This is a genomic window from Achromobacter insolitus (genome assembly GCF_002209555.1).
Classification (GTDB): Bacteria; Pseudomonadota; Gammaproteobacteria; order Burkholderiales; family Burkholderiaceae_B; genus Achromobacter; species Achromobacter insolitus.
Genome location: NZ_NJIF01000003.1, coordinates 97,015 through 114,137 on the forward strand (window position 1 = coordinate 97,015; position 17,123 = coordinate 114,137).

At 65.4% G+C, this 17,123-nt stretch carries 17 protein-coding genes; 11 read left to right on the forward strand and 6 right to left on the reverse strand.

What is annotated here, in order from left to right:
• Positions 1-7 precede the first annotated feature (7 nt).
• The 4 genes from CEY08_RS10750 (at position 8) to CEY08_RS10765 (ending at position 2,992) form a co-directional block, all read left to right on the forward strand.
• On the forward strand, positions 8-490 hold the full coding sequence (locus tag CEY08_RS10750) for a hypothetical protein (RefSeq protein WP_082884542.1): 483 nt from the start codon (positions 8-10) through the stop codon (positions 488-490).
• A gap of 126 nt (positions 491-616) precedes the next feature.
• Positions 617-1,465 carry an HAD family hydrolase gene (locus CEY08_RS10755; RefSeq protein ID WP_042793748.1) on the forward strand — a complete coding sequence of 283 codons (849 nt, stop codon included), beginning with the start codon at positions 617-619 and terminating at the stop codon, positions 1,463-1,465.
• 10 nt (positions 1,466-1,475) lie between these two features.
• On the forward strand, positions 1,476-1,967 hold the full coding sequence (gene tadA / locus CEY08_RS10760; RefSeq protein WP_063640119.1) for a tRNA adenosine(34) deaminase TadA: 492 nt from the start codon (positions 1,476-1,478) through the stop codon (positions 1,965-1,967).
• The gene (locus CEY08_RS10765; RefSeq protein WP_076813738.1) at positions 1,964-2,992 is read left to right on the forward strand and encodes an LD-carboxypeptidase; all 1,029 of its coding nucleotides are present in this window, start codon (positions 1,964-1,966) and stop codon (positions 2,990-2,992) included. Before tadA ends, CEY08_RS10765 begins: the two co-directional genes overlap by 4 nt.
• 50 nt (positions 2,993-3,042) lie before the next feature.
• On the opposite strand, the gene CEY08_RS10770 is transcribed toward CEY08_RS10765, so the two are convergent.
• The 3 genes from CEY08_RS10770 to CEY08_RS10780 are packed head-to-tail and all read right to left on the reverse strand — an operon-like array spanning position 3,043 to position 6,583.
• On the reverse strand, positions 3,043-4,611 hold the full coding sequence (locus tag CEY08_RS10770; RefSeq protein ID WP_088607666.1) for a M48 family metalloprotease: 1,569 nt from the start codon (positions 4,609-4,611) through the stop codon (positions 3,043-3,045).
• 7 nt (positions 4,612-4,618) lie between these two features.
• Entirely contained in the window at positions 4,619-4,975 is a 357-nt protein-coding gene (locus CEY08_RS10775) for a hypothetical protein (RefSeq protein WP_063640122.1), read from the reverse strand.
• Positions 4,976-4,981: 6 nt separating this feature from the next.
• Positions 4,982-6,583 (reverse strand): CHASE2 domain-containing protein, encoded by a 1,602-nt coding sequence (locus CEY08_RS10780; RefSeq protein WP_076813733.1) that lies wholly within the window; start codon positions 6,581-6,583, stop codon positions 4,982-4,984.
• Between the two features lie 211 nt (positions 6,584-6,794).
• Between CEY08_RS10780 and CEY08_RS10785 the strand changes: the two genes are divergently transcribed.
• The 7 genes from CEY08_RS10785 (at position 6,795) to CEY08_RS10815 (ending at position 13,930) form a co-directional block, all read left to right on the forward strand.
• Positions 6,795-8,399: an ABC-F family ATPase gene (locus tag CEY08_RS10785; RefSeq protein ID WP_042793743.1), complete on the forward strand. Its 1,605-nt coding sequence runs from the start codon at positions 6,795-6,797 to the stop codon at positions 8,397-8,399.
• A gap of 156 nt (positions 8,400-8,555) precedes the next feature.
• Complete coding sequence (locus CEY08_RS10790; protein ID WP_076813730.1) at positions 8,556-9,785, forward strand: MFS transporter; 1,230 nt, start codon at positions 8,556-8,558, stop codon at positions 9,783-9,785.
• A gap of 104 nt (positions 9,786-9,889) precedes the next feature.
• Positions 9,890-10,660 carry an ABC transporter ATP-binding protein gene (locus CEY08_RS10795; protein WP_042793741.1) on the forward strand — a complete coding sequence of 257 codons (771 nt, stop codon included), beginning with the start codon at positions 9,890-9,892 and terminating at the stop codon, positions 10,658-10,660.
• 69 nt (positions 10,661-10,729) lie between these two features.
• Positions 10,730-11,728, forward strand: coding sequence for an ABC transporter substrate-binding protein (locus CEY08_RS10800; protein WP_042793740.1), 999 nt, complete (start codon positions 10,730-10,732; stop codon positions 11,726-11,728).
• On the forward strand, positions 11,725-12,498 hold the full coding sequence (locus tag CEY08_RS10805; RefSeq protein WP_042793739.1) for an ABC transporter permease: 774 nt from the start codon (positions 11,725-11,727) through the stop codon (positions 12,496-12,498). The genes CEY08_RS10800 and CEY08_RS10805 overlap by 4 nt, the downstream gene beginning before the upstream one ends.
• An 18-nt stretch (positions 12,499-12,516) precedes the next feature.
• Positions 12,517-13,323 (forward strand): transporter substrate-binding domain-containing protein, encoded by an 807-nt coding sequence (locus CEY08_RS10810; protein ID WP_076813727.1) that lies wholly within the window; start codon positions 12,517-12,519, stop codon positions 13,321-13,323.
• Between the two features lie 19 nt (positions 13,324-13,342).
• Positions 13,343-13,930 carry an IMPACT family protein gene (locus tag CEY08_RS10815; protein ID WP_042797085.1) on the forward strand — a complete coding sequence of 196 codons (588 nt, stop codon included), beginning with the start codon at positions 13,343-13,345 and terminating at the stop codon, positions 13,928-13,930.
• 112 nt (positions 13,931-14,042) lie between these two features.
• On the opposite strand, the gene CEY08_RS10820 is transcribed toward CEY08_RS10815, so the two are convergent.
• The 3 genes from CEY08_RS10820 to CEY08_RS10830 form a co-directional block, all read right to left on the reverse strand.
• The gene (locus tag CEY08_RS10820; RefSeq protein ID WP_042793737.1) at positions 14,043-14,417 is read right to left on the reverse strand and encodes a thioredoxin family protein; all 375 of its coding nucleotides are present in this window, start codon (positions 14,415-14,417) and stop codon (positions 14,043-14,045) included.
• 170 nt (positions 14,418-14,587) lie between these two features.
• Positions 14,588-15,604, reverse strand: a complete 1,017-nt coding sequence (locus tag CEY08_RS10825) for an LLM class flavin-dependent oxidoreductase (protein WP_076813725.1) — start codon at positions 15,602-15,604, stop codon at positions 14,588-14,590.
• Positions 15,605-15,814: 210 nt separating this feature from the next.
• A complete protein-coding gene (locus tag CEY08_RS10830; protein ID WP_042793735.1) occupies positions 15,815-17,107 on the reverse strand; it encodes an NCS2 family permease in 1,293 nt (430 codons plus the stop codon).
• Between the last annotated feature and the right edge of the window lie 16 nt (positions 17,108-17,123).

Here is a 17,123-nt window from a genome sequence, read left to right on the forward strand (position 1 = left end):
GCTGGCCATGACTACACGACCCATGCACACCAAACGCCTCGCGGCGACGCTTTGCGCTGCAGGCTTGATGCTGGCTGCGGGAGCGGTCCACGCGGCAGATGCGACCGGCCGCGGCTCAGCTCAGTCCCAGTACCAGCAGGACATCGCCGCCTGCAAGAGCGGCGCCACTGGCCAGGATCCGGCCGCCTGCATGCGGGAGGCGGGCGCGGCGCGCCAGGAGTCGGGCCGCAACAACCTCAGGGACGGCAGCACCGATCAGCTTCAGCAGAACATGCTTGACCGCTGCAACCGCCTGCCCGCCGCATCGCGCCAGGATTGCGTCACGCAGATGACCTCGCCCACCAACGTGCGCGGTAGCGTGCAGGGCGGGGGTGTGTTGCGCGAAACGGTGATCCAGGTACCGGCTGACAGCGTGCCTCCCGCGGCTGGCGCGCCTGGCATGGCACCCGCGCCCGCGTCGACGCCCATGACCGCGCCGGTCCGTCAGTAAAGCAGTCAGTAAAGAAAAGCAATCTTCCGGGCAGGGGGCGAGAACTTCGCCCTCGGGCCCCAAGGGGCGCAACCGCCGCCACATTCAGGCAAAATGGCGGCTGTCGCCCCTTTTTCACGCACATACATGTCCGACGTCATTGCCCTGATTTTCGACTTCGACGACACGCTGGCCTCGGACAGCACGTCCGGTTTCCTGGAAAGCATAGGCGTGGACACGGCGTCCTTCTGGAAGGATCAGGTCGATCCCCTGTTGTCGCAACAGGATTGGGACCCCGTGCCCGCCTACCTGTACCAGATGATCCAGCTCTCGCAGTCGGGCAAGCATGGCTTGATCACCCAGCAGCGTCTGAAGGACTGGGGCGCCCGCCTTGAGCTGCATGACGGAGTGCCCACGCTGTTCCAGCGGTTGCGCGCGGCGGTGCGCGCCGAACAGCCGCAGGTGCAGCTGGAGTTCTACCTGATTTCCAGCGGCATCGGCGATGTTGTGCGTTCCACGCCCATCGCGCATGAGTTCACCGAGATCTGGGCTTCCGAATTCATTTACGGCGAGGACGGAGGCATTGCCTTTCCGCGCCGTATCGTCAGCTTTACGGACAAGACCCGCTACCTGTTCCACATCCAGAAAGGCATCATCGGCCGGGACTTTCGCAACAAGCCGTTCGAGGTCAACCGCAAGGTGCCCGAAGACCGTCTCCGGGTTCCCTTCGACCAGATGGTGTTCGTCGGCGACGGCTACACCGATATCCCTTGTTTTTCGCTGATCCGCCGCGCCGGCGGATTCGCCTTTGGCGTCTGGGATCCCAAGCATCGCGACAAGCGCAGCCGGGCCTGGGGCTTCATCGAGGAGGGCCGGGTGTCGAACCTCAACCAGGCCCGCTACGACGAGCAGGCCGAGCTCTACCAATGGCTGGAAGAGGCCGTGACCAGCCTGGCTGGCCGCATCGCGCTGAAGTCCCGGGTGTACCGTGGTTGAAGCCTTGCCCATGGCCGCGGTTCAGCCCTGGACCGCGCAAGATGTCAGCTTCATGGAACGGGCCCTGGAACAAGCCCGGGCGGCCTACGACATCGGCGAGGTTCCTGTAGGCGCGCTGGTGGTGTCGGCCCAGGGCGACATCCTGGGTCGCGGCTTTAACCGCACCATCATCGACCACGACCCCACCGCGCACGCCGAGATCGTTGCCTTGCGCAGCGCCGCGCGCGCGCTTGAAAACTACCGCCTGCCAGGCATCACCGTGTACGTCACGCTGGAGCCCTGCGTCATGTGCATCGGCGCCATGCTGCACGCGCGGCTCGCGCGCGTGGTGTTCGGCGCCTACGATCCCAAGACCGGCGCCTGCGGCAGCGTGCTGGACATCGGGTCGGTCCCCAAACTCAATCATCACACCTCAGTCACTGGCGGCGTGCTGGCCGAACCTTGCGGCGACCTGCTGCGCCGGTTCTTCCGCGAACGCCGCAGCAAGGAATCCGCAGCATGAGCAAATCCCAAGGCGCCAAGCCGCGCGGCGCGAAAGCCGCCGTCCACGATCACGACCACGACCACGATCATCACGACCACGAATGCGGCGAGGACTGCGGCCATGATCACAGCCACGCCCACGTGCTGCCGGATGCGCGCGGCATCTACCTGATCTCGCCGTCTTCCGCGGTGCGCGATCCGGCCACGGTGGATCTGGCCCGCGAACGGCTGCAGCAGCAGGGTTTCAAGACCGCACTGGACCGCACGGCGCTCGCGCAACACCAGCGTTTCGCCGGCACCGACGCCCAGCGCCTGGCCAGCCTGACGCGGGCCGCCAAGCAGAAGCTGCCCATTGTGATGGTGACGCGCGGCGGCTACGGCATGGGGCGACTGTTGCCGTCCATCGACTGGAAGGCCATGGCCGACAGCGGCAAGCGTTTCGTGGGCATGAGCGACTTCACCGCCTTCAACCTGGGCCTGTTGGCGCAGACCGGCGCGGTCAGCTATACCGGGGCCACGGCAATCTACGACTTTGGCGGCAAGAAGGTCGATGACCTGACCGAGGCCCTGTTTGGCGAAATCATGCGCGGCGAGCTGGAAATCCTCAGCTTCGAGACCCAGGACGCCGATGCGGTGGACTGCCGCGGCATCCTATGGGGCGGCAATCTCGCCATGCTGACGTCTTTGCTCGGCACTCCATACATGCCCAAGGTGCGCGGCGGCATCCTGTTCCTGGAAGACGTGGCAGAGCATCCCTATCGCGTCGAACGCATGCTGATCCAGCTGGCGCAGGCCGGTATCCTGGGCAAGCAAAAGGCGATCGTGCTGGGGCGCTTCTCGGACTATAAGCTGGCCGCGCACGACAACGGCTACGACCTCCACGAAGTGGTGGCGTGGCTGCGCAAGACGGTCAAGGTGCCCGTCGTGACGGGCTTGCCCTATGGTCACGTCGCGACCAAGGCCACGTTGCCGATCGGGCAAAAAGTGGGTATCGCCACGGAAAAGGGCATGGCGCACCTGGTGCTCGACGAGCACACGCACTAAGGCGACAGGGCGGCGGGCTGTCCGCCCGCGCCGCCCTATGACTCGCGGATCTACTTGAACAGTTTGTCGACCAGCGACTGCGCCTTCTGTTCGCTGCGTCGTTTTGCCTCGGCCTGCTCGGCGGGGGATTCGGCCGCCTTGCGGCATTCCGAGGCATAGCTTGCAAAGCGCGAGGCGCATTCCTGCGCCAGCTTGCGCGCCTGCTCCCAGCCCTGGGTCTGGCCATAAAAGCGTATGGCTTCCGGCCAAGCCAGCGCCGAACTCCGGAAGTACTCGAAGCCCTGGGCCATCAGCTTGGTGGCTGGGCCAGACTGACCGGCGCCCAGCAGGTTGTTGGCCCGCAGCACATACACCTGCCAGGCACGATCGTTCGCGGACGCCAGATTGCGGTCCAACGGGGAGGAACCGCGTGCGCCCGACTCCGCCTGCGCCATGCTCAAGGTAAGCAGCGGCAGCGCATGGGTGGCGCTGGGTCCGGACGCGGCCTGGGCGGCGAGTTTGCGCGCCCGCGGGTAGTCCTGGGCCTGCAAGGCTTGCTGGGCCTCGCCCGCAGTCTTGTAGTTTTTCAGCAGCGCAGCGCTGCGGCGTTGCGAGCGGGCCTTGTTCCAGGGCGCGGTCGCGGCCGGCGGTCGCGGCTTGCCCGCCATCAAAGGCATGACTTGCTCGGTCAGCGAAGCCAGGCGCGCACCGGTGTCGGGGTGACTGACGGTGAGTTTCTTCCAGATGTCGTCCAGGCCATTGCGCAAGCCTACGCTGGCGCCGGCGACTCCGGAATTCAGCGACGCCTGCAATTCGGTCAACGGGGCAATGTTGTTGCCCTTGGCGGCTTCCTGCTTGCGCGTGTTGTCGGCCGCGGCCTGTTTGATCTGTTCGAGCATGCGCTGGCGCGCTTCGGCCTGGATCTTGGCGTTTTCGGCTTCCCAGGTGGCTTGACGCTCGAGGAACGCCTTGAACCCCTGCGTGTACGAGTAGCCGAGCGCCAGGCTGACGGTGGCGCCGAAGCGGTCGGCGTTTTCTTCCTGCTGGCGGCCCCACGCGGGTACCAGTACATTCTTGCCCAGCGTGTATGAGGCGATGACGCTGTCCACGGGGCTCCAGCCTGTGGCGCTGCCGGCCTTGCGGGCCAGCGCTACGCCCACCGCCGCCAGCGTCGCCACCTGGTCGGTCGCGGTATTGACCGACTCCATCTGGTGGTAATCCAGGTACACGTGGCCGAATTCATGCGAAAGAATGGCGACGATCTCGTCTTCGGACTCTGCGGAGGAGAGCCAGCCCATGGACAGATAGATATTGCCCGCGCCGGTGCTATAGGCTTCCAGCGCCGAAGACGAGGTCACATGGACCGCGCCCGGCCACTCGGGAACGCCCGCGGCGCTTTTGATCTTGGCGAGCAGGCCATTGAGGTAGTCCTCCATTTCCGGCATCGCGACCAGGCCCATGCCTTGCGCGCGCTGATTGCGCGCGTCCTGGCTGGCGTCGGGCCATTGGCGGTCGGTGGGGGGAGGTGGTAGTTGCCCGGTCGTTACCGAAAAACCCTTGCCTCCGGGGAGGGTGGAGCAGGCGCTAAGCAACAGGGCGGCGGACACGGCGGCCGTGCGCAGGAGATGGACGGATTTCATCGGCAGCTCAGCGGCAGACGTTCTCGCCCGCGCCTGCGGTCGAACCCGTGGGCGGCGGCACGCCCTTGATGACGGTCCCGCACTGCGCGGCGGAGCCCCGCGCGACGCGCACGTGCATGCTGTCGACCCAGTAATCCTTTCCGTCGACGTTCACGCGGTAGAACTCGCTGGCCTCTTCCAGCACGGGCCACGGCATGCCCTGGCCTTCGGACCGAATCGCGGGCGTCCCGCCGTCGGGCTTGGCATACAGTGGCAATGGCTTGATGTTGAGGCCGACGATGGCGTCGGCCGCGGCGGCGCCGGCGCTGGCCAGCGTTAGCGTGGCCGCGGCCAGCGCGATGAGCAGGGAGGAGGGCTTATGCATGCGTTTCTACTCCTGTTGTGAGCGGGAGGCAGGCGATTCCCGCGGAGGTGTCGGAGATGCGGGCGCAGGACCGGCATCCGGTTTGCCAAAAAGAAATGCCGTGGCGCGGTTGGTCCAGCCGAGCCAGTGGGCGGCCAGGGCCATGATGGCCAGGTCGACGATGGGCAGCGTGCCTACGTTCAGCCAGCGCTGCGCAAGCAGCACGATGTACAGCACGATCAATGAAGACAGGACGATGGCCGCGGCCTTGCGCAACAGCAGAAGCGCAGCGATGCACAACTTGGAACCTAGCCAGCGTGCCAGCCACAAGCGGGCGGCACGATCACGCAGCAGGGCGGGCAGCCGGGCGGCCTTGGCTTTCCAACCGCCTTCGGCGTCCGCGCTTGGGGGCAGCGGCAGGGAAGGAGCGTCCGAAAAGAGCCGCCAGTCCGAGGGCGGGGAGAGCAGGCGGCCGCCCCATCTGGTATTGCCGCGCAACCATTGCGCCAGCCAGTGCAGGAAATGGGCCAGCATGACAACGGGAATCCCGAGCAGCCAAAGGACGTTGGGTGGCCAGATTTCCCATTCGAGGGCGCGCTTGTAGTCGTTCTGGTAGGTCAACAGGTTGTCCAGTGCCATGGCATGCATGAACACACCGGGGATCGAGTCATGTACCGGCGACAGCACCGTATCGTTGAAGCCGCTCAGGGCGGCGCCGATCATGACGTAGCGGCCGGTGAGCATGTCGGCAAGGCGGGTGCTGTCGGCATCCGGGGCGCGCAGTTCGGACAGTGTGAGCGCCCGGGTGTATGGGCAGATGGGTTGCGCGGCGTCAGGGTCGCCCAACAGGGAGCGAAGATAGGACGGCAGCATTTCCATGTAGCCGCCGCGGGCCTGCCGGCACTCCATGCTGAATCGGCGTTGATCGAGGTTGTCGACGCCCCAGGTCAAGGCCATGGCTTCGTCGGTGCGCGCGATCGATACACCGGCCGCATCCTGGGCGATTGCAAGCGCCGCGCTGCGCGCGTGTTCTCCGGTCCAGAGCGGATAGCTCCATACCAGCCGGTCGACCTTGCTGGGGGTGTAGCGCACATCGACCATGGTGAAGCAGGGCGCTTCCCCGGCTGGCGATTCCAGGCCGGAACGCAGGCGCAGATCCCCCACAATGTCGGGCAGCGCGGCCAGGAATACGGGAATGTCGGCATCGCGCAGTTCGCAAAGGGCGGCGGTCAGCTCCGGCAGTGTCGGATCGTCGCGCTCGCGGCCAAAGGTAATGTCCAGGAAGATGGCCTTGGGCCTATGGATCAGGCCAATATTGCGCAGCCAGCGCGCGTGCGTCCTGTAGGGCACCGGCCAGGCACCTTTCTGCTGGTCCAGTGAATCGTCGTCGATCAGGACGACGGTGGTGTCATTGCGATGGGCGATGTCGTAGTGGCCGCCGACGAGGCGGGCCTGGAGCCGGGCCGCGGCGTAGGTCAGCAGGTCGGAGCTGGGCGTGAGCCTGGGCGTGGCCCACAGCATCACGATCGCCACGATGGCCGCCACGATCAGGGAGCGGCCGTAGGAAAGCTCGACTTTTTCGGAGGAATGGTTCGCGTCTGCCACGAAGCGGGGGATAGTGGATTGCAACCGCCTTGCCGGCTTGGCGGACAGAGGCGCTGAGTAGCCGCAATAGTACCCCAATTAATACAAATATTTACGTTCTGACATTAAATGCCATTTCGTATTTCCAGATGCTTCAGCCGCCATTGGGCCTCGATTGGATGGGAAACATGGATGCTTGGTACACTATCGGGTTTCTCCGCATGCGTCCCCGGACGCCCAAAGACTCAAACATACCGTGATCTCCACTGCCAATCTCACCATCCAGTTCGGCCCGAAACCCCTTTTCGAGAACGTCAGCGTCAAGTTCGGGGAAGGCAACCGCTACGGGCTGATCGGGGCCAACGGTTCCGGCAAGTCGACTTTCATGAAGATCATCGGCGGCGACCTGGAGCCCTCCGCGGGCAACGTGTCGCTGGAGCCGGGCGTGCGCCTGGGCAAACTGCGCCAGGACCAATTCGCATTCGAGGACAAGCGCGTGCTGGACGTGGTCATGATGGGCCATACCGAGATGTGGGCCGCCATGTCCGAGCGCGACGCCATCTACGCGAACCCGGAAGCGACCGAAGACGACTACATGCGCGCGGCCGACCTGGAAGCCAAGTTTGCCGAGTACGACGGCTACACCGCCGAGGCGCGGGCCGGCGAACTGCTGCTGGGCCTGGAAATCGCGGTCGACCAGCACAACCTGCCCATGCGCGAAGTGGCGCCGGGCTGGAAGCTGCGCGTGCTGCTGGCGCAAGCCCTGTTCTCGAATCCTGACGTGCTGTTGCTGGACGAACCGACCAACAACCTGGACATCAACACCATCCGCTGGCTGGAAAACGTGCTCAACAGCTACCAGAGCACGATGATCATCATCAGCCACGACCGTCACTTCCTGAACCAGGTGTGCACGCACATGGCGGACGTGGATTACGGTGAGATCCGTATCTACCCGGGCAACTACGACGACTACATGCTGGCCTCCACCCAGGCGCGTGAACGCCTGGTCGCCAACAACGCCAAAGCCAAGGAACGCGTCGCCGAACTGCAGGACTTCGTGCGCCGCTTTGCCGCCAACAAGTCCAAGTCTCGCCAGGCCACCTCGCGCCTGAAGCAGATCGACCGCATCAAGGCCGACCAGGTCGTGGTCAAGCCCTCGTCGCGCCAGAACCCGTACATCCGCTTCGAGCAAAACAAGGTCATGCACCGCCTGGCGGTCACCGTCGAGAACCTGTCCAAGGCCTACGACGCGCCCGTCATCCGCAAATTCTCGGCCATGGTCGACGCCGGCGAGAAAATCGCCATCATCGGCGCCAATGGTGTGGGTAAGACGACGTTGCTGCGCCTGCTGGCCACCGACCTGCAACCGGATTCGGGCGAAGTGAAATGGTCCGAAAACGCCGACCTGGGCTACATGGCCCAGGACGTGTCGGACCAGTTCCTGCAGACCGACATCAATCTGCTGGACTGGATGGGCGAGCATCGCCAGCCGGGCGATGACGATCAATCCATCCGCTCGGTGCTGGGCCGCCTGCTGTTCTCGGCGGACGACCTGCCCAAGGCGCCCAAGGTGCTGTCCGGCGGCGAAAAGAACCGCATGACCTTCGGCCGCCTGATGCTGGGCCGGCACAACGTCATGCTGCTCGACGAGCCCACCAACCACCTGGACATGGAATCGATCGAATCGCTGCAGTTCGCGCTGGAAAAGTACGAAGGCACGCTGGTGTTCGTATCGCACGACCGCGAGTTCGTGTCCGGCCTGGCCACGCGCGTGATCGAGATCCTGCCTTCGGGCGAGATCGTCGACTACCGCGGCGGCTACGAAGACTACCTGACCTCGCGCGGCATCGACGGCTGAGGCTGCCCGGTTCCCAAGAACGGCGCACCCATGGGTGCGCCTTTTTTTGGCGCGTTGGCGCGGGCAGGTGGCCGCGTTCAGCCCACTGCAATCTTGCCGCGCTATTATCCGGGTAAACCCTGGTTTCAGTCCGGCCGGGCATCTATTCCGCTTCCCATGTCCCCCACATCGCATACCGCGCCCGATGGCGCGCGCATCGGCACGTTCACGCTGACGTTCCGGATCGTATCCATCGCCTTCTTCACCTTCATCTGCTATCTGGCCATAGGCCTGCCTCTGGCCGTCCTACCCGGTTATGTACACGACAAACTGGGCTATGGCTCCGTGCTGGCGGGCTTGGCGATCAGCGTGCAGTACGCCGCCACGCTGCTCAGCCGCTCGCATGCGGGACGCATGGCCGATACCGTGGGGCCGAAGCAGACGGTCGTGATCGGCATGGCGGCCTGCGCGGCAAGCGGGGTGTTTCTGCTGCTGGCCTATGCGTTCGAGCGCAGCGCCTGGTTGAGTCTGGGCGCCATCATCGTCAGCCGACTTGCCTTGGGATTTGGCGAAAGCTGGGTGGGCACGGGGTCGGCGACGTGGGCCATTGCAAGGGTGGGGCCGCTGCACACGGCGCGGGTGATTTCCTGGAACGGCATCTGCACCTACGGCGGGCTGGCATTGGGCGCTCCGCTCGGGGTGTACCTGGAGACCGAATGGAGCATGGGCGCACTGGGCGGGGCAGTCCTGTTGCTGGGGCTGGCTGGCCTGGGGTTGGCGGCGTGGCGTGCGGCGGTAGCCATTGTTGGCGGTCACCGGATGGCGTTCAAGAGCGTGGTGCTGCGAGTGTTTCCCCATGGCATGGCCTTGGGCCTGGGATCGGTGGGGTTCGGCACGCTGGCGGCGTTCGTGGCGCTGTATTACGCCAGTTCCTCCTGGGAGGGGGCGGCGCATGCGCTCAGCGCATTCGGCTGCGCCTTCATCGGCGTGCGCCTGCTGTTCGCGGGTACGATCACCCGCTACGGCGGGTTCCGGGTGGCGCAGGTTTCTTTCCTCGTCGAAGCCGCCGGATTGCTGTTGCTGTGGCTGGCGCCAAACCCCGGCGCCGCCTTGCTGGGCGCCGCGCTCACGGGCTGCGGTTTCGCGCTGGTATTTCCGGCTATCGGGGTCGAGGCCGTGGCCCGTGTGCCGGCGGGCAGCCGTGGGGCCGCGCTCGGGGCGTATTCTGCCTTCCTGGACCTGGCGCTGGGCGTTACCGGACCCATCGCCGGCTATATCTCGGGTGGTTTCGGCTACCCCGCGATCTTCCTGGCCGCGGCCATGTCGGTACTGGTCGGGGGCGCGATTGCTTTCGGGCTGCAGCGCCATGCCGTGCGCCAGGCCGCGGCAAGCGCGCCGCAGGATTGAGCTTTATTACGAAAAGAAGTTAAGACATTCAATATTGATAGTTTGGATTCATATAACGAATTGTTAGATTTGAGGCTCACTTTCGGCCCGCCACGATTCGTCCCATGAACCTTACCTTCGACCATGTCCACAAGCACTTCGGCGAACTGCCCGTGGTGGACGGCTTTACCAGCGAAATCAAGACCGGCGAACTGGTCGCCCTGGTCGGGCCGTCGGGTTGCGGCAAGTCCACGTTGCTGCATCTGGCCGCCGGCCTGGAAAAGCCCACGCAGGGTAGCGTGCTGGCCGATGGCAAGGCGGTCGCAGGCCCCCATCCCAGCCGCACGCTGGTGTTCCAGGAACATGCGCTGTATCCCTGGCTGACGCTGGAGGACAACGTGGCGCTGGCGCTGGAGTTCCAGAACACGCCCAAGCCTCGTGCGCGCGAAGCTGCTCGCCAGTGGCTGGCGCGCGTCAGCCTGGCCGGCTTCGAGCACTATTACCCCCATCAGGTCTCGGGCGGCATGCGGCAGCGCGCCGCGCTGGCGCGTGCCTTCATCGCGCAACCCCAGACCATGCTGATGGACGAGCCGTTCGGCGCGCTGGACGCCCTGACTCGCCTGAGCCTGCAGGATGTGCTGCGCCAACTGATCGCCCAGGAAAAACCCACTGTCCTGCTCGTGACCCACGACGTGGACGAAGCCCTGTTCCTGGCCGACCGCATCATCGTCTTCAGCCCGCGCCCGGCTCGCGTGCTGCGCGAGTTCAACCTGGCGCACCGCGAGAAGACCCACGACCTCTCCAGCCTGGCCGACGAAAAGCGCGAGATCCTGCGCCTGTTGGGCATCGCGGTGGATGGTTCGGGCGAACACGCCGACCTGGCCCTGGCGGCCTGAAACCGATCTGGATTCTTGCTGGCGGCGCATGCGCGCCGGCCAGTCCTGCATACCCCTGGAGCACTTCCCATGAAATTGAAGCAATGGCTGTCCCTGCCGCTGGCCGCGGCGCTGCTGGCGGCGGCCCCCGCCATGGCCGCCGAGAAATTCCGCGTGGGCTATCTGCGCGTGATGGATGACGCGCAAGCCATCGTGGCGCAAGAGGGCGGTTACTACAAAAAGGCGGGCCTGGATTCCGAGCTGATCGAGTTCAAATCCGGCACCGACCTGATCAAGGCCATCGTCGGCGGCCAGCTGGATATCGGAGTGCTGGGCTTCACCAACGCCGTGGCCTGGGCCTCCAAGGGCGCGGACCTGAAAGTGGTGGGCGGCGCGCAGCAGGGCTACCACTCGCTGATCGTGCGCGACGATTCCGGCATCAAGGACATCGCTGGCCTGAAGGGCAAGACCTTGGCTTCGCAAGCCGAAGGCAGCACTGCCGACGTGGTGCTCAAGGGCGTCGTGCTCAAGCAGGGCAATCTGGGCGCCGACGATGTCAACGTCATGGGCGTGAGCCCGGCCGTGGCCGTGCAGTCGCTGGTGGGCAAGCGCGTGGACGCGGCTTTCCTGTTCGAACCCTACGACCGCATTGCGCAACTGGTGGCGCCGGTCAAGCAGATCTATGAAGTGGGCCAGGCCTGGCCGTTCCCGTGCATGGTGGTGATTACCTCCGGTGAAACGCTGGCCAAGCGCAAGGACGACGTCTGGAAGGCGCTGGATGCGCAGAACCAGGCCATCGAGCTGCTGCAGAAGGAACCGGCGCAGGCCTCCAAACTTATCGCGTCCTACTTCATCGCCGAGCCCACGCTGAAGACGCTGACGCGTGGCGAGCTGCCGCGCGAGACCGTCATTGCCGAAGCCATCGGCACGCAGGTCTTCACTCCCAAGCTGACCGACAAAGACACCCGCCGCATGCAGGAAATCGCCGACATCCTGCAGGCCCAGGGTTCGCTGAAGACGCGCGACGGCAAGCCGTATGACGTCTCCAGCATCGTCGACCTGTCCTGGCAAGAGGCTCGCAAACTTTGAGCGCATCTACCCGAGTCACCGGCGCCCGCAAGCATTTCGCGGGCGTTCTGGGCGTGTTGTTCATCCTGGCGCTATGGCAACTGGCGGCGCTGGCCTTGCCGGACTTCCTGATGCCGGGCGTGCCCGCCGTGGTCGAGCGGCTGCTCGAAGACCTGGGCAAGCAGTCCTTTCATCAAAGCCTGCTGGGTACCTTGGGGCGGCTGGGCGCGGGCTACGGACTGGCGCTGGCAGCCGGCATCGGCTTCGGGCTGGTGGCGGCGGTGCTGTTCTTCTTCCGCGAAGTCCTGCGCAGCGCCATTGTCATCCTGCAATCGATCCCATCGATAGCCTGGGTGCCGCTGTTCTTGATCGTGATGGGCTTTGGCAATACGCCCATCATCGTGGTGGTCGCCCTGTCGGCGTTCTTCCCGGCCGCGCTCAGCGTGATGAACGCTACGGAATCCGTGCAGCGCGTGCACGTGTCGGCGGCGCGCGTCATGGGCGCCACGCGTTGGGGCCTGGTCAAGCGGGTCTATCTGCCGGCGGTCATGCCCGAACTCATCACCGGTGCGCAGCTGGCGTTCGGCAATGCCTGGCGCGCGCTGATCTCGGCGGAAATGCTGATCGGCTTTGGCAAGGGCCTGGGCCGCTCGCTGGCCTATTCGGGCGAGATTGCCGACATGACCGGCGTTATGACCAACATCCTGGTCATCGCCGTATTGGCTGCGCTGATCGACCAGTTCGTGCTCGAAAACCTCAAGCACCGCCTGCTGCGCTATCAGTACGTCTGAGTAATTCCGGAGTCCAGCATGAACGGCCGCATTCGTCTTTTCGTCCTCGGCGCCTGCCTGGCGGCCGCGGGCTTGGCGCAGGCGCAGCCTGACGCCTTTGCGGCGGCGCGCGAGCGCGGGGAGCTGGTGGTGGGCGTGCCTTACCTGGCGCCGCCGCCCGCGGCCGGCGCCAAGATCCGCACGCCGGACGGCCTGGATGCCGCCATGAGCGATAGGCTGGGACAAAGCCTGGGCTTGCCGGTGCGCTTGCGGCAGGTGTCCCCCGGAGAGGCCGCCAGCGCATTGGCGGCGGGCCAGGTGGACGTGGTGCTGGCAGACGGGGTTGGCCCGCAGCCGGAATCGGTCGCGGCGCAGCCTACTGGCTACGGCGCGCGGCCCAAGGCCGTGATTCGCAGCGACACCAAACTGCGCCGTCCCGCCGACGTGCGGGGGCGCAGCGTCTGCATGGCCGAGGCCGCAACGGCTTCCAAGGCCCTGGCCGAGAGCTGGGGCGCGGTGGTGCGTACCTACCGCGTGCCGTCCGACGCGTTGGTCGCCGTGCGCGAAGGCAGCTGCGACGTCGGGTTGGTGGACGACGCGGTATGGGAGCCGCTGGTGCGTTTTCCGGAATGGAAGAAATTCTCTTCAACGCTGACCGCCGACGGCACCCGGCGTGAACGTGTGTGGCTGCTGCCCGCGGCCGACTCTGCCAGCCGCAGCTGGCTGGGCCAGGAGATGCGCGCCTGGGATCGTGCCGGCGCCTGGAAGGCGATGACAGCGAAGTGGGCACGCGACGTGGCCTTCGACGTCTATCTGGATCAGGAAGTGCCCGATTGCCACGGCTAGGGCACATACAATGCCGGTCATGACCCACACCTTGACCGCCCCTTGCACATACCAGGAAGACATCAAGAAAAGCCGCTTCGTCGCGCATGCGGCGCCGGTCTCCAGCGTGGATGAAGCCATGCGCTTCTTTGCCCAGCATAGTGATCCGGAAGCGACCCACAACTGCTGGGCCTATCGCATCGGCCAGGAATACAGGTTCAATGACGACGGCGAACCCGGCGGCACGGCGGGCCGTCCCATCCTGCAAGCCATCGAAGGCCAGGACATGGATCGGGTGGCGGTGCTGGTGGTGCGCTGGTACGGGGGTATCAAGCTCGGCGCAGGCGGACTAGTGCGCGCCTACGGCGGCTGCGCCGCGAATTGTCTGCGGCTGGCAGAGCGGACCGAAATCGTGGATCTCGCGACCGTGGCGTGTGCTTGCGGTTTTGGCGAGCTGGCGCTCTTGAAATCGCGCCTGGCTCAGGCGGGCGCGGCAATTCTGCAGGAAGATTTCAACGAAGAGGGCGTCGCGCTGCGCTTCACGGTGCCGCGCGCGGCGGTGGCGGACCTGGAAGTGACGGCGGCCAACATTACCCGCGGCCGCGCCGCCTGGGAAGTGGAGTCCTGATCCGCGCTGCCGCGCGGCTCGGATATGCGGCGCAGGCGGGCTGAGGCGGCGCGAGAGTCGCCGGGCGAGGCCCGGTCTTCAGCGCGCGCCGCCCGTCATCGGGCATTCGCGCTCAGGCGTCCTGCCCATTCTGGGCAGCGGCGATTTCCTGGTGGACCTTTTCCATATCCACTTCCTTGATCTTGGTCAGCAGCTCGTTGAGCTGGCCGCCGGACAAGGCGCCCGGTTGCGAGAACAGCAGGACCTTCTCGCGGAAGACCATCAGGGTCGGGATAGAGCGGATGCCCAACGCGCCGGCCAGTTCCTGTTCCACATCGGTGTTGACCTTGGCGAAAGTGACATCGGGATGCTCGGTCGCAGCCTGCTCGAAAACCGGCGCAAACCCGCGGCACGGGCCGCACCAGGGCGCCCAGAAATCGACGATCAGGGTGCCGTCGGGAGTAATCGCTTCCTGGAAGCTGTCTTTGGTGAGTTCAACAATACTCATTTTGAATCCTTGCCGCGTGGGCGGCGTAATCAGCGGTGTCAGAGGCCCGGGCTTTCCCGTCCCGGACCAAATGGGGCGAAGCGGCGGCGTTCAGCGCGTTATGAACGATAGTAGAGCGGGTAGCGGCCGCGTCGCAATGGTTGGCGCCCCAAGGGCACGGTAGGCAGCGGTCAGACTGCGGTGGTTGCCGTAGCGCCGTTCTTCAGCGACGCGACGATCTCGAAGGAGCGCAGGCGGTCCGCGATGTCGTAGAAATCCGAGACGATCATCACTTCATCGGCTTCGGTTTCGGCGATCAGTGCTTCCAGTTCGCGCCGGACGGTATCCGGGCCGCCCACGATGGCCGCGCCCAGTCTTTGATTGACCGCCTCGCGCTCCCATTCGTTCCACAGGCCGTCCATGCTGTCCACGGGCGGCTGCAGTTGCAGGCGGTTGCCGCGCACGAGCGACAGGAACTTCAACTGCTGCGTCGTGGCTTGGCGGCGGGCGGCTTCATCGGTGTCGGCGGCGACGACCGGGACGCCGATCATGGCGTAGGGCCGCGCCAGCGTTGCCGAGGGCTTGAACAGGTGGCGGTAGAGGCGCATGGCCGCCATGCCCTCGGGCGAAAAGTGGCCTGCGAAGGAGAAGGGCAGGCCCAGCTCTGCGGCGAGCCTTGCGCTGAAATCGCTCGAACCCAAGAGCCAGATCGGAATGTCCAGGCCTTCGCCGGGAATCGCGCGCACGGGTTGACCTGGGCGCGAGGGCGCCAGGAAACCGCGCAATTCTTCCACCAGCGCGGGAAATTCCAGGCCGCTGCGGGGGCCGCGGCGCAGTGCGTGCTGCGTGGCGCCATCACTGCCAGGCGCGCGTCCCAGGCCCAGGTCGATACGGCCGGGGTAGAGCGTTTCCAGCGTGCCGAATTGCTCGGCAATGATCAGCGGCGCATGGTTGGGCAGCATGATGCCACCCGAACCCACGCGCAGGGTGCTGGTTTGCGAGGCCACGTGGCCGATCAGCACGGCGGTGGCGCTGCTGGCCACGCCATTGATGTTGTGGTGTTCCGCCAGCCAGAATCGCTTGTATCCCAGCCGTTCCACATGCTGCGCCACCGCGACCGTGTTGCGGAAGGCATCAGCCGCGTCACGACCCTGAACAATCGGGGCCAGGTCCAGGACGGAAAAGGGGATGCGGGCAAGGCTGCTCATGCGGGCACCTCCGTGCGCGAGGCGGAACAGGACGACAGGGCGGGGACAAAGCGGGCAAGGCGCAAGGCGGACTCCATATACCGTTATACATGGGGAGTGTATCGGTGAAATCAAGCGGAACCGCCAGCAACCTTATGGCCTGGCGGGTTGATTGAATTCCGCTATCCCCGCGATTGGCGCGCTCTCCCGGAGCGCGCCGGCCCTCTTGTCCTAGCCGGGGAAGAAGGCGTAACGGATCACGAACAGCGCCGCGACCAGCCAGGTGGCCGGGTGCACGTCGCGGACCTTGCCGGTGGCGGTCTTCAGCACCACGTAGCTGATGAAGCCGAAGGCGATACCGTTGGCGATGGAATACGTGAAGGGCATGACCAGCGCGGTCAGCGCGGCAGGCGTCGCCTCGCAGACGTCGTTCCAGTCGATATCGATGAGTTCGCGCATCATCAGGCCGGCCACGTAGAGCAGCGCGGGCGCGGTGGCATAGGCAGGAACGGCGCCGGCCAGCGGCGAGATGAACAATGCAGCCAGGAACAGCAGCGCCACGACCAGGGCGGTCATGCCGGTGCGGCCGCCGGCCTGCACGCCCGAGGCGCTTTCCACATAGGCGGTCGTGCTGCTGGTACCCAGCATGGAGCCCGCCACGATGGCGCTGCTGTCGGCGAACAGCGCGCGGCCCAGGCGATTGGGGCGGTTTTCAGGCATCAGGCCCGCGCGCTTGGCCACGCCCACCAGGGTCCCGGTGGCGTCGAATACTTCAACCAGCACGAACACAAGGATCACGTGGACGAAGCCGCTATGCAGCGCGCCCAGGATGTCCAATTTCAACAGGGTGGGCGCCAGGCTGGGCGGGGCGGCGAAGATGCCTTTGAATTCGTTGTAGCCGAGCGCCATGGACAGCACGGTGACCACGAGGATGCCGATCAGGATCGCGCCGCGCACGCGCAAGGCGTCCAGGGCGGCAATAATGAAAAAGCCCAGGATGGCGAACAACGGACCGGGCTGGGTCAGGTCGCCCAGGGTGACCTTGGTGGCGGGATGAGCGACCACGATGTTGGCGCTGGATAGCGCGATAATGGCAAGGAACAGCCCGATGCCCGCGGCGATGGCGCTGCGCAGCGAATGCGGAATGCCTTTGACCAGCCACACCCGGATACCCGAGAACGTCAGGAACAGGAAGATCACGCCCGAGATGAACACGGCGCCCAGCGCCTGCTCCCAGGTGTAGCCCATGGTCTTGACCACGGTGAATGCGAAGAATGCGTTCAGGCCCATGCCCGGCGCCATGCCGATCGGCCAATTGGCGATCAGCGCCATCACCAGCGAACCCAGCGCGGCGGCCAGGCAGGTGGCGACGAACACGGCATCGCGGTCCATGCCCGTCGATGACAGGATGTCCGGATTGACGAAGATGATGTACGACATCGTCAGGAATGTCGTCAGGCCGGCGACCAGTTCCGTGCGCGCCGTCGTGCCGTGTTCACGCAGCTTGAATAGCTTCTCGAGCATTCGAGTCCCCAATGTG

Bases quoted from the DNA above. Each gene is read 5' to 3' on its own strand.
- tadA (WP_063640119.1), top strand. From the start codon at position 1,476: ATGGCCGCGGTTCAGCCCTGGACCGCGCAAGATGTCAGCTTCATGGAA.
- CEY08_RS10770 (WP_088607666.1), bottom strand. From the start codon at position 4,611: ATGAAATCCGTCCATCTCCTGCGCACGGCCGCCGTGTCCGCCGCCCTG.
- CEY08_RS10775 (WP_063640122.1), bottom strand. From the start codon at position 4,975: ATGCATAAGCCCTCCTCCCTGCTCATCGCGCTGGCCGCGGCCACGCTA.
- CEY08_RS10825 (WP_076813725.1), bottom strand. From the start codon at position 15,604: ATGAGCAGCCTTGCCCGCATCCCCTTTTCCGTCCTGGACCTGGCCCCG.
- CEY08_RS10765 (WP_076813738.1), top strand. From the start codon at position 1,964: ATGAGCAAATCCCAAGGCGCCAAGCCGCGCGGCGCGAAAGCCGCCGTC.
- CEY08_RS10815 (WP_042797085.1), top strand. From the start codon at position 13,343: ATGACCCACACCTTGACCGCCCCTTGCACATACCAGGAAGACATCAAG.
- CEY08_RS10750 (WP_082884542.1), top strand. From the start codon at position 8: ATGACTACACGACCCATGCACACCAAACGCCTCGCGGCGACGCTTTGC.
- CEY08_RS10755 (WP_042793748.1), top strand. From the start codon at position 617: ATGTCCGACGTCATTGCCCTGATTTTCGACTTCGACGACACGCTGGCC.
- CEY08_RS10820 (WP_042793737.1), bottom strand. From the start codon at position 14,417: ATGAGTATTGTTGAACTCACCAAAGACAGCTTCCAGGAAGCGATTACT.
- CEY08_RS10830 (WP_042793735.1), bottom strand. From the start codon at position 17,107: ATGCTCGAGAAGCTATTCAAGCTGCGTGAACACGGCACGACGGCGCGC.
- CEY08_RS10800 (WP_042793740.1), top strand. From the start codon at position 10,730: ATGAAATTGAAGCAATGGCTGTCCCTGCCGCTGGCCGCGGCGCTGCTG.
- CEY08_RS10790 (WP_076813730.1), top strand. From the start codon at position 8,556: ATGTCCCCCACATCGCATACCGCGCCCGATGGCGCGCGCATCGGCACG.
- CEY08_RS10795 (WP_042793741.1), top strand. From the start codon at position 9,890: ATGAACCTTACCTTCGACCATGTCCACAAGCACTTCGGCGAACTGCCC.
- CEY08_RS10810 (WP_076813727.1), top strand. From the start codon at position 12,517: ATGAACGGCCGCATTCGTCTTTTCGTCCTCGGCGCCTGCCTGGCGGCC.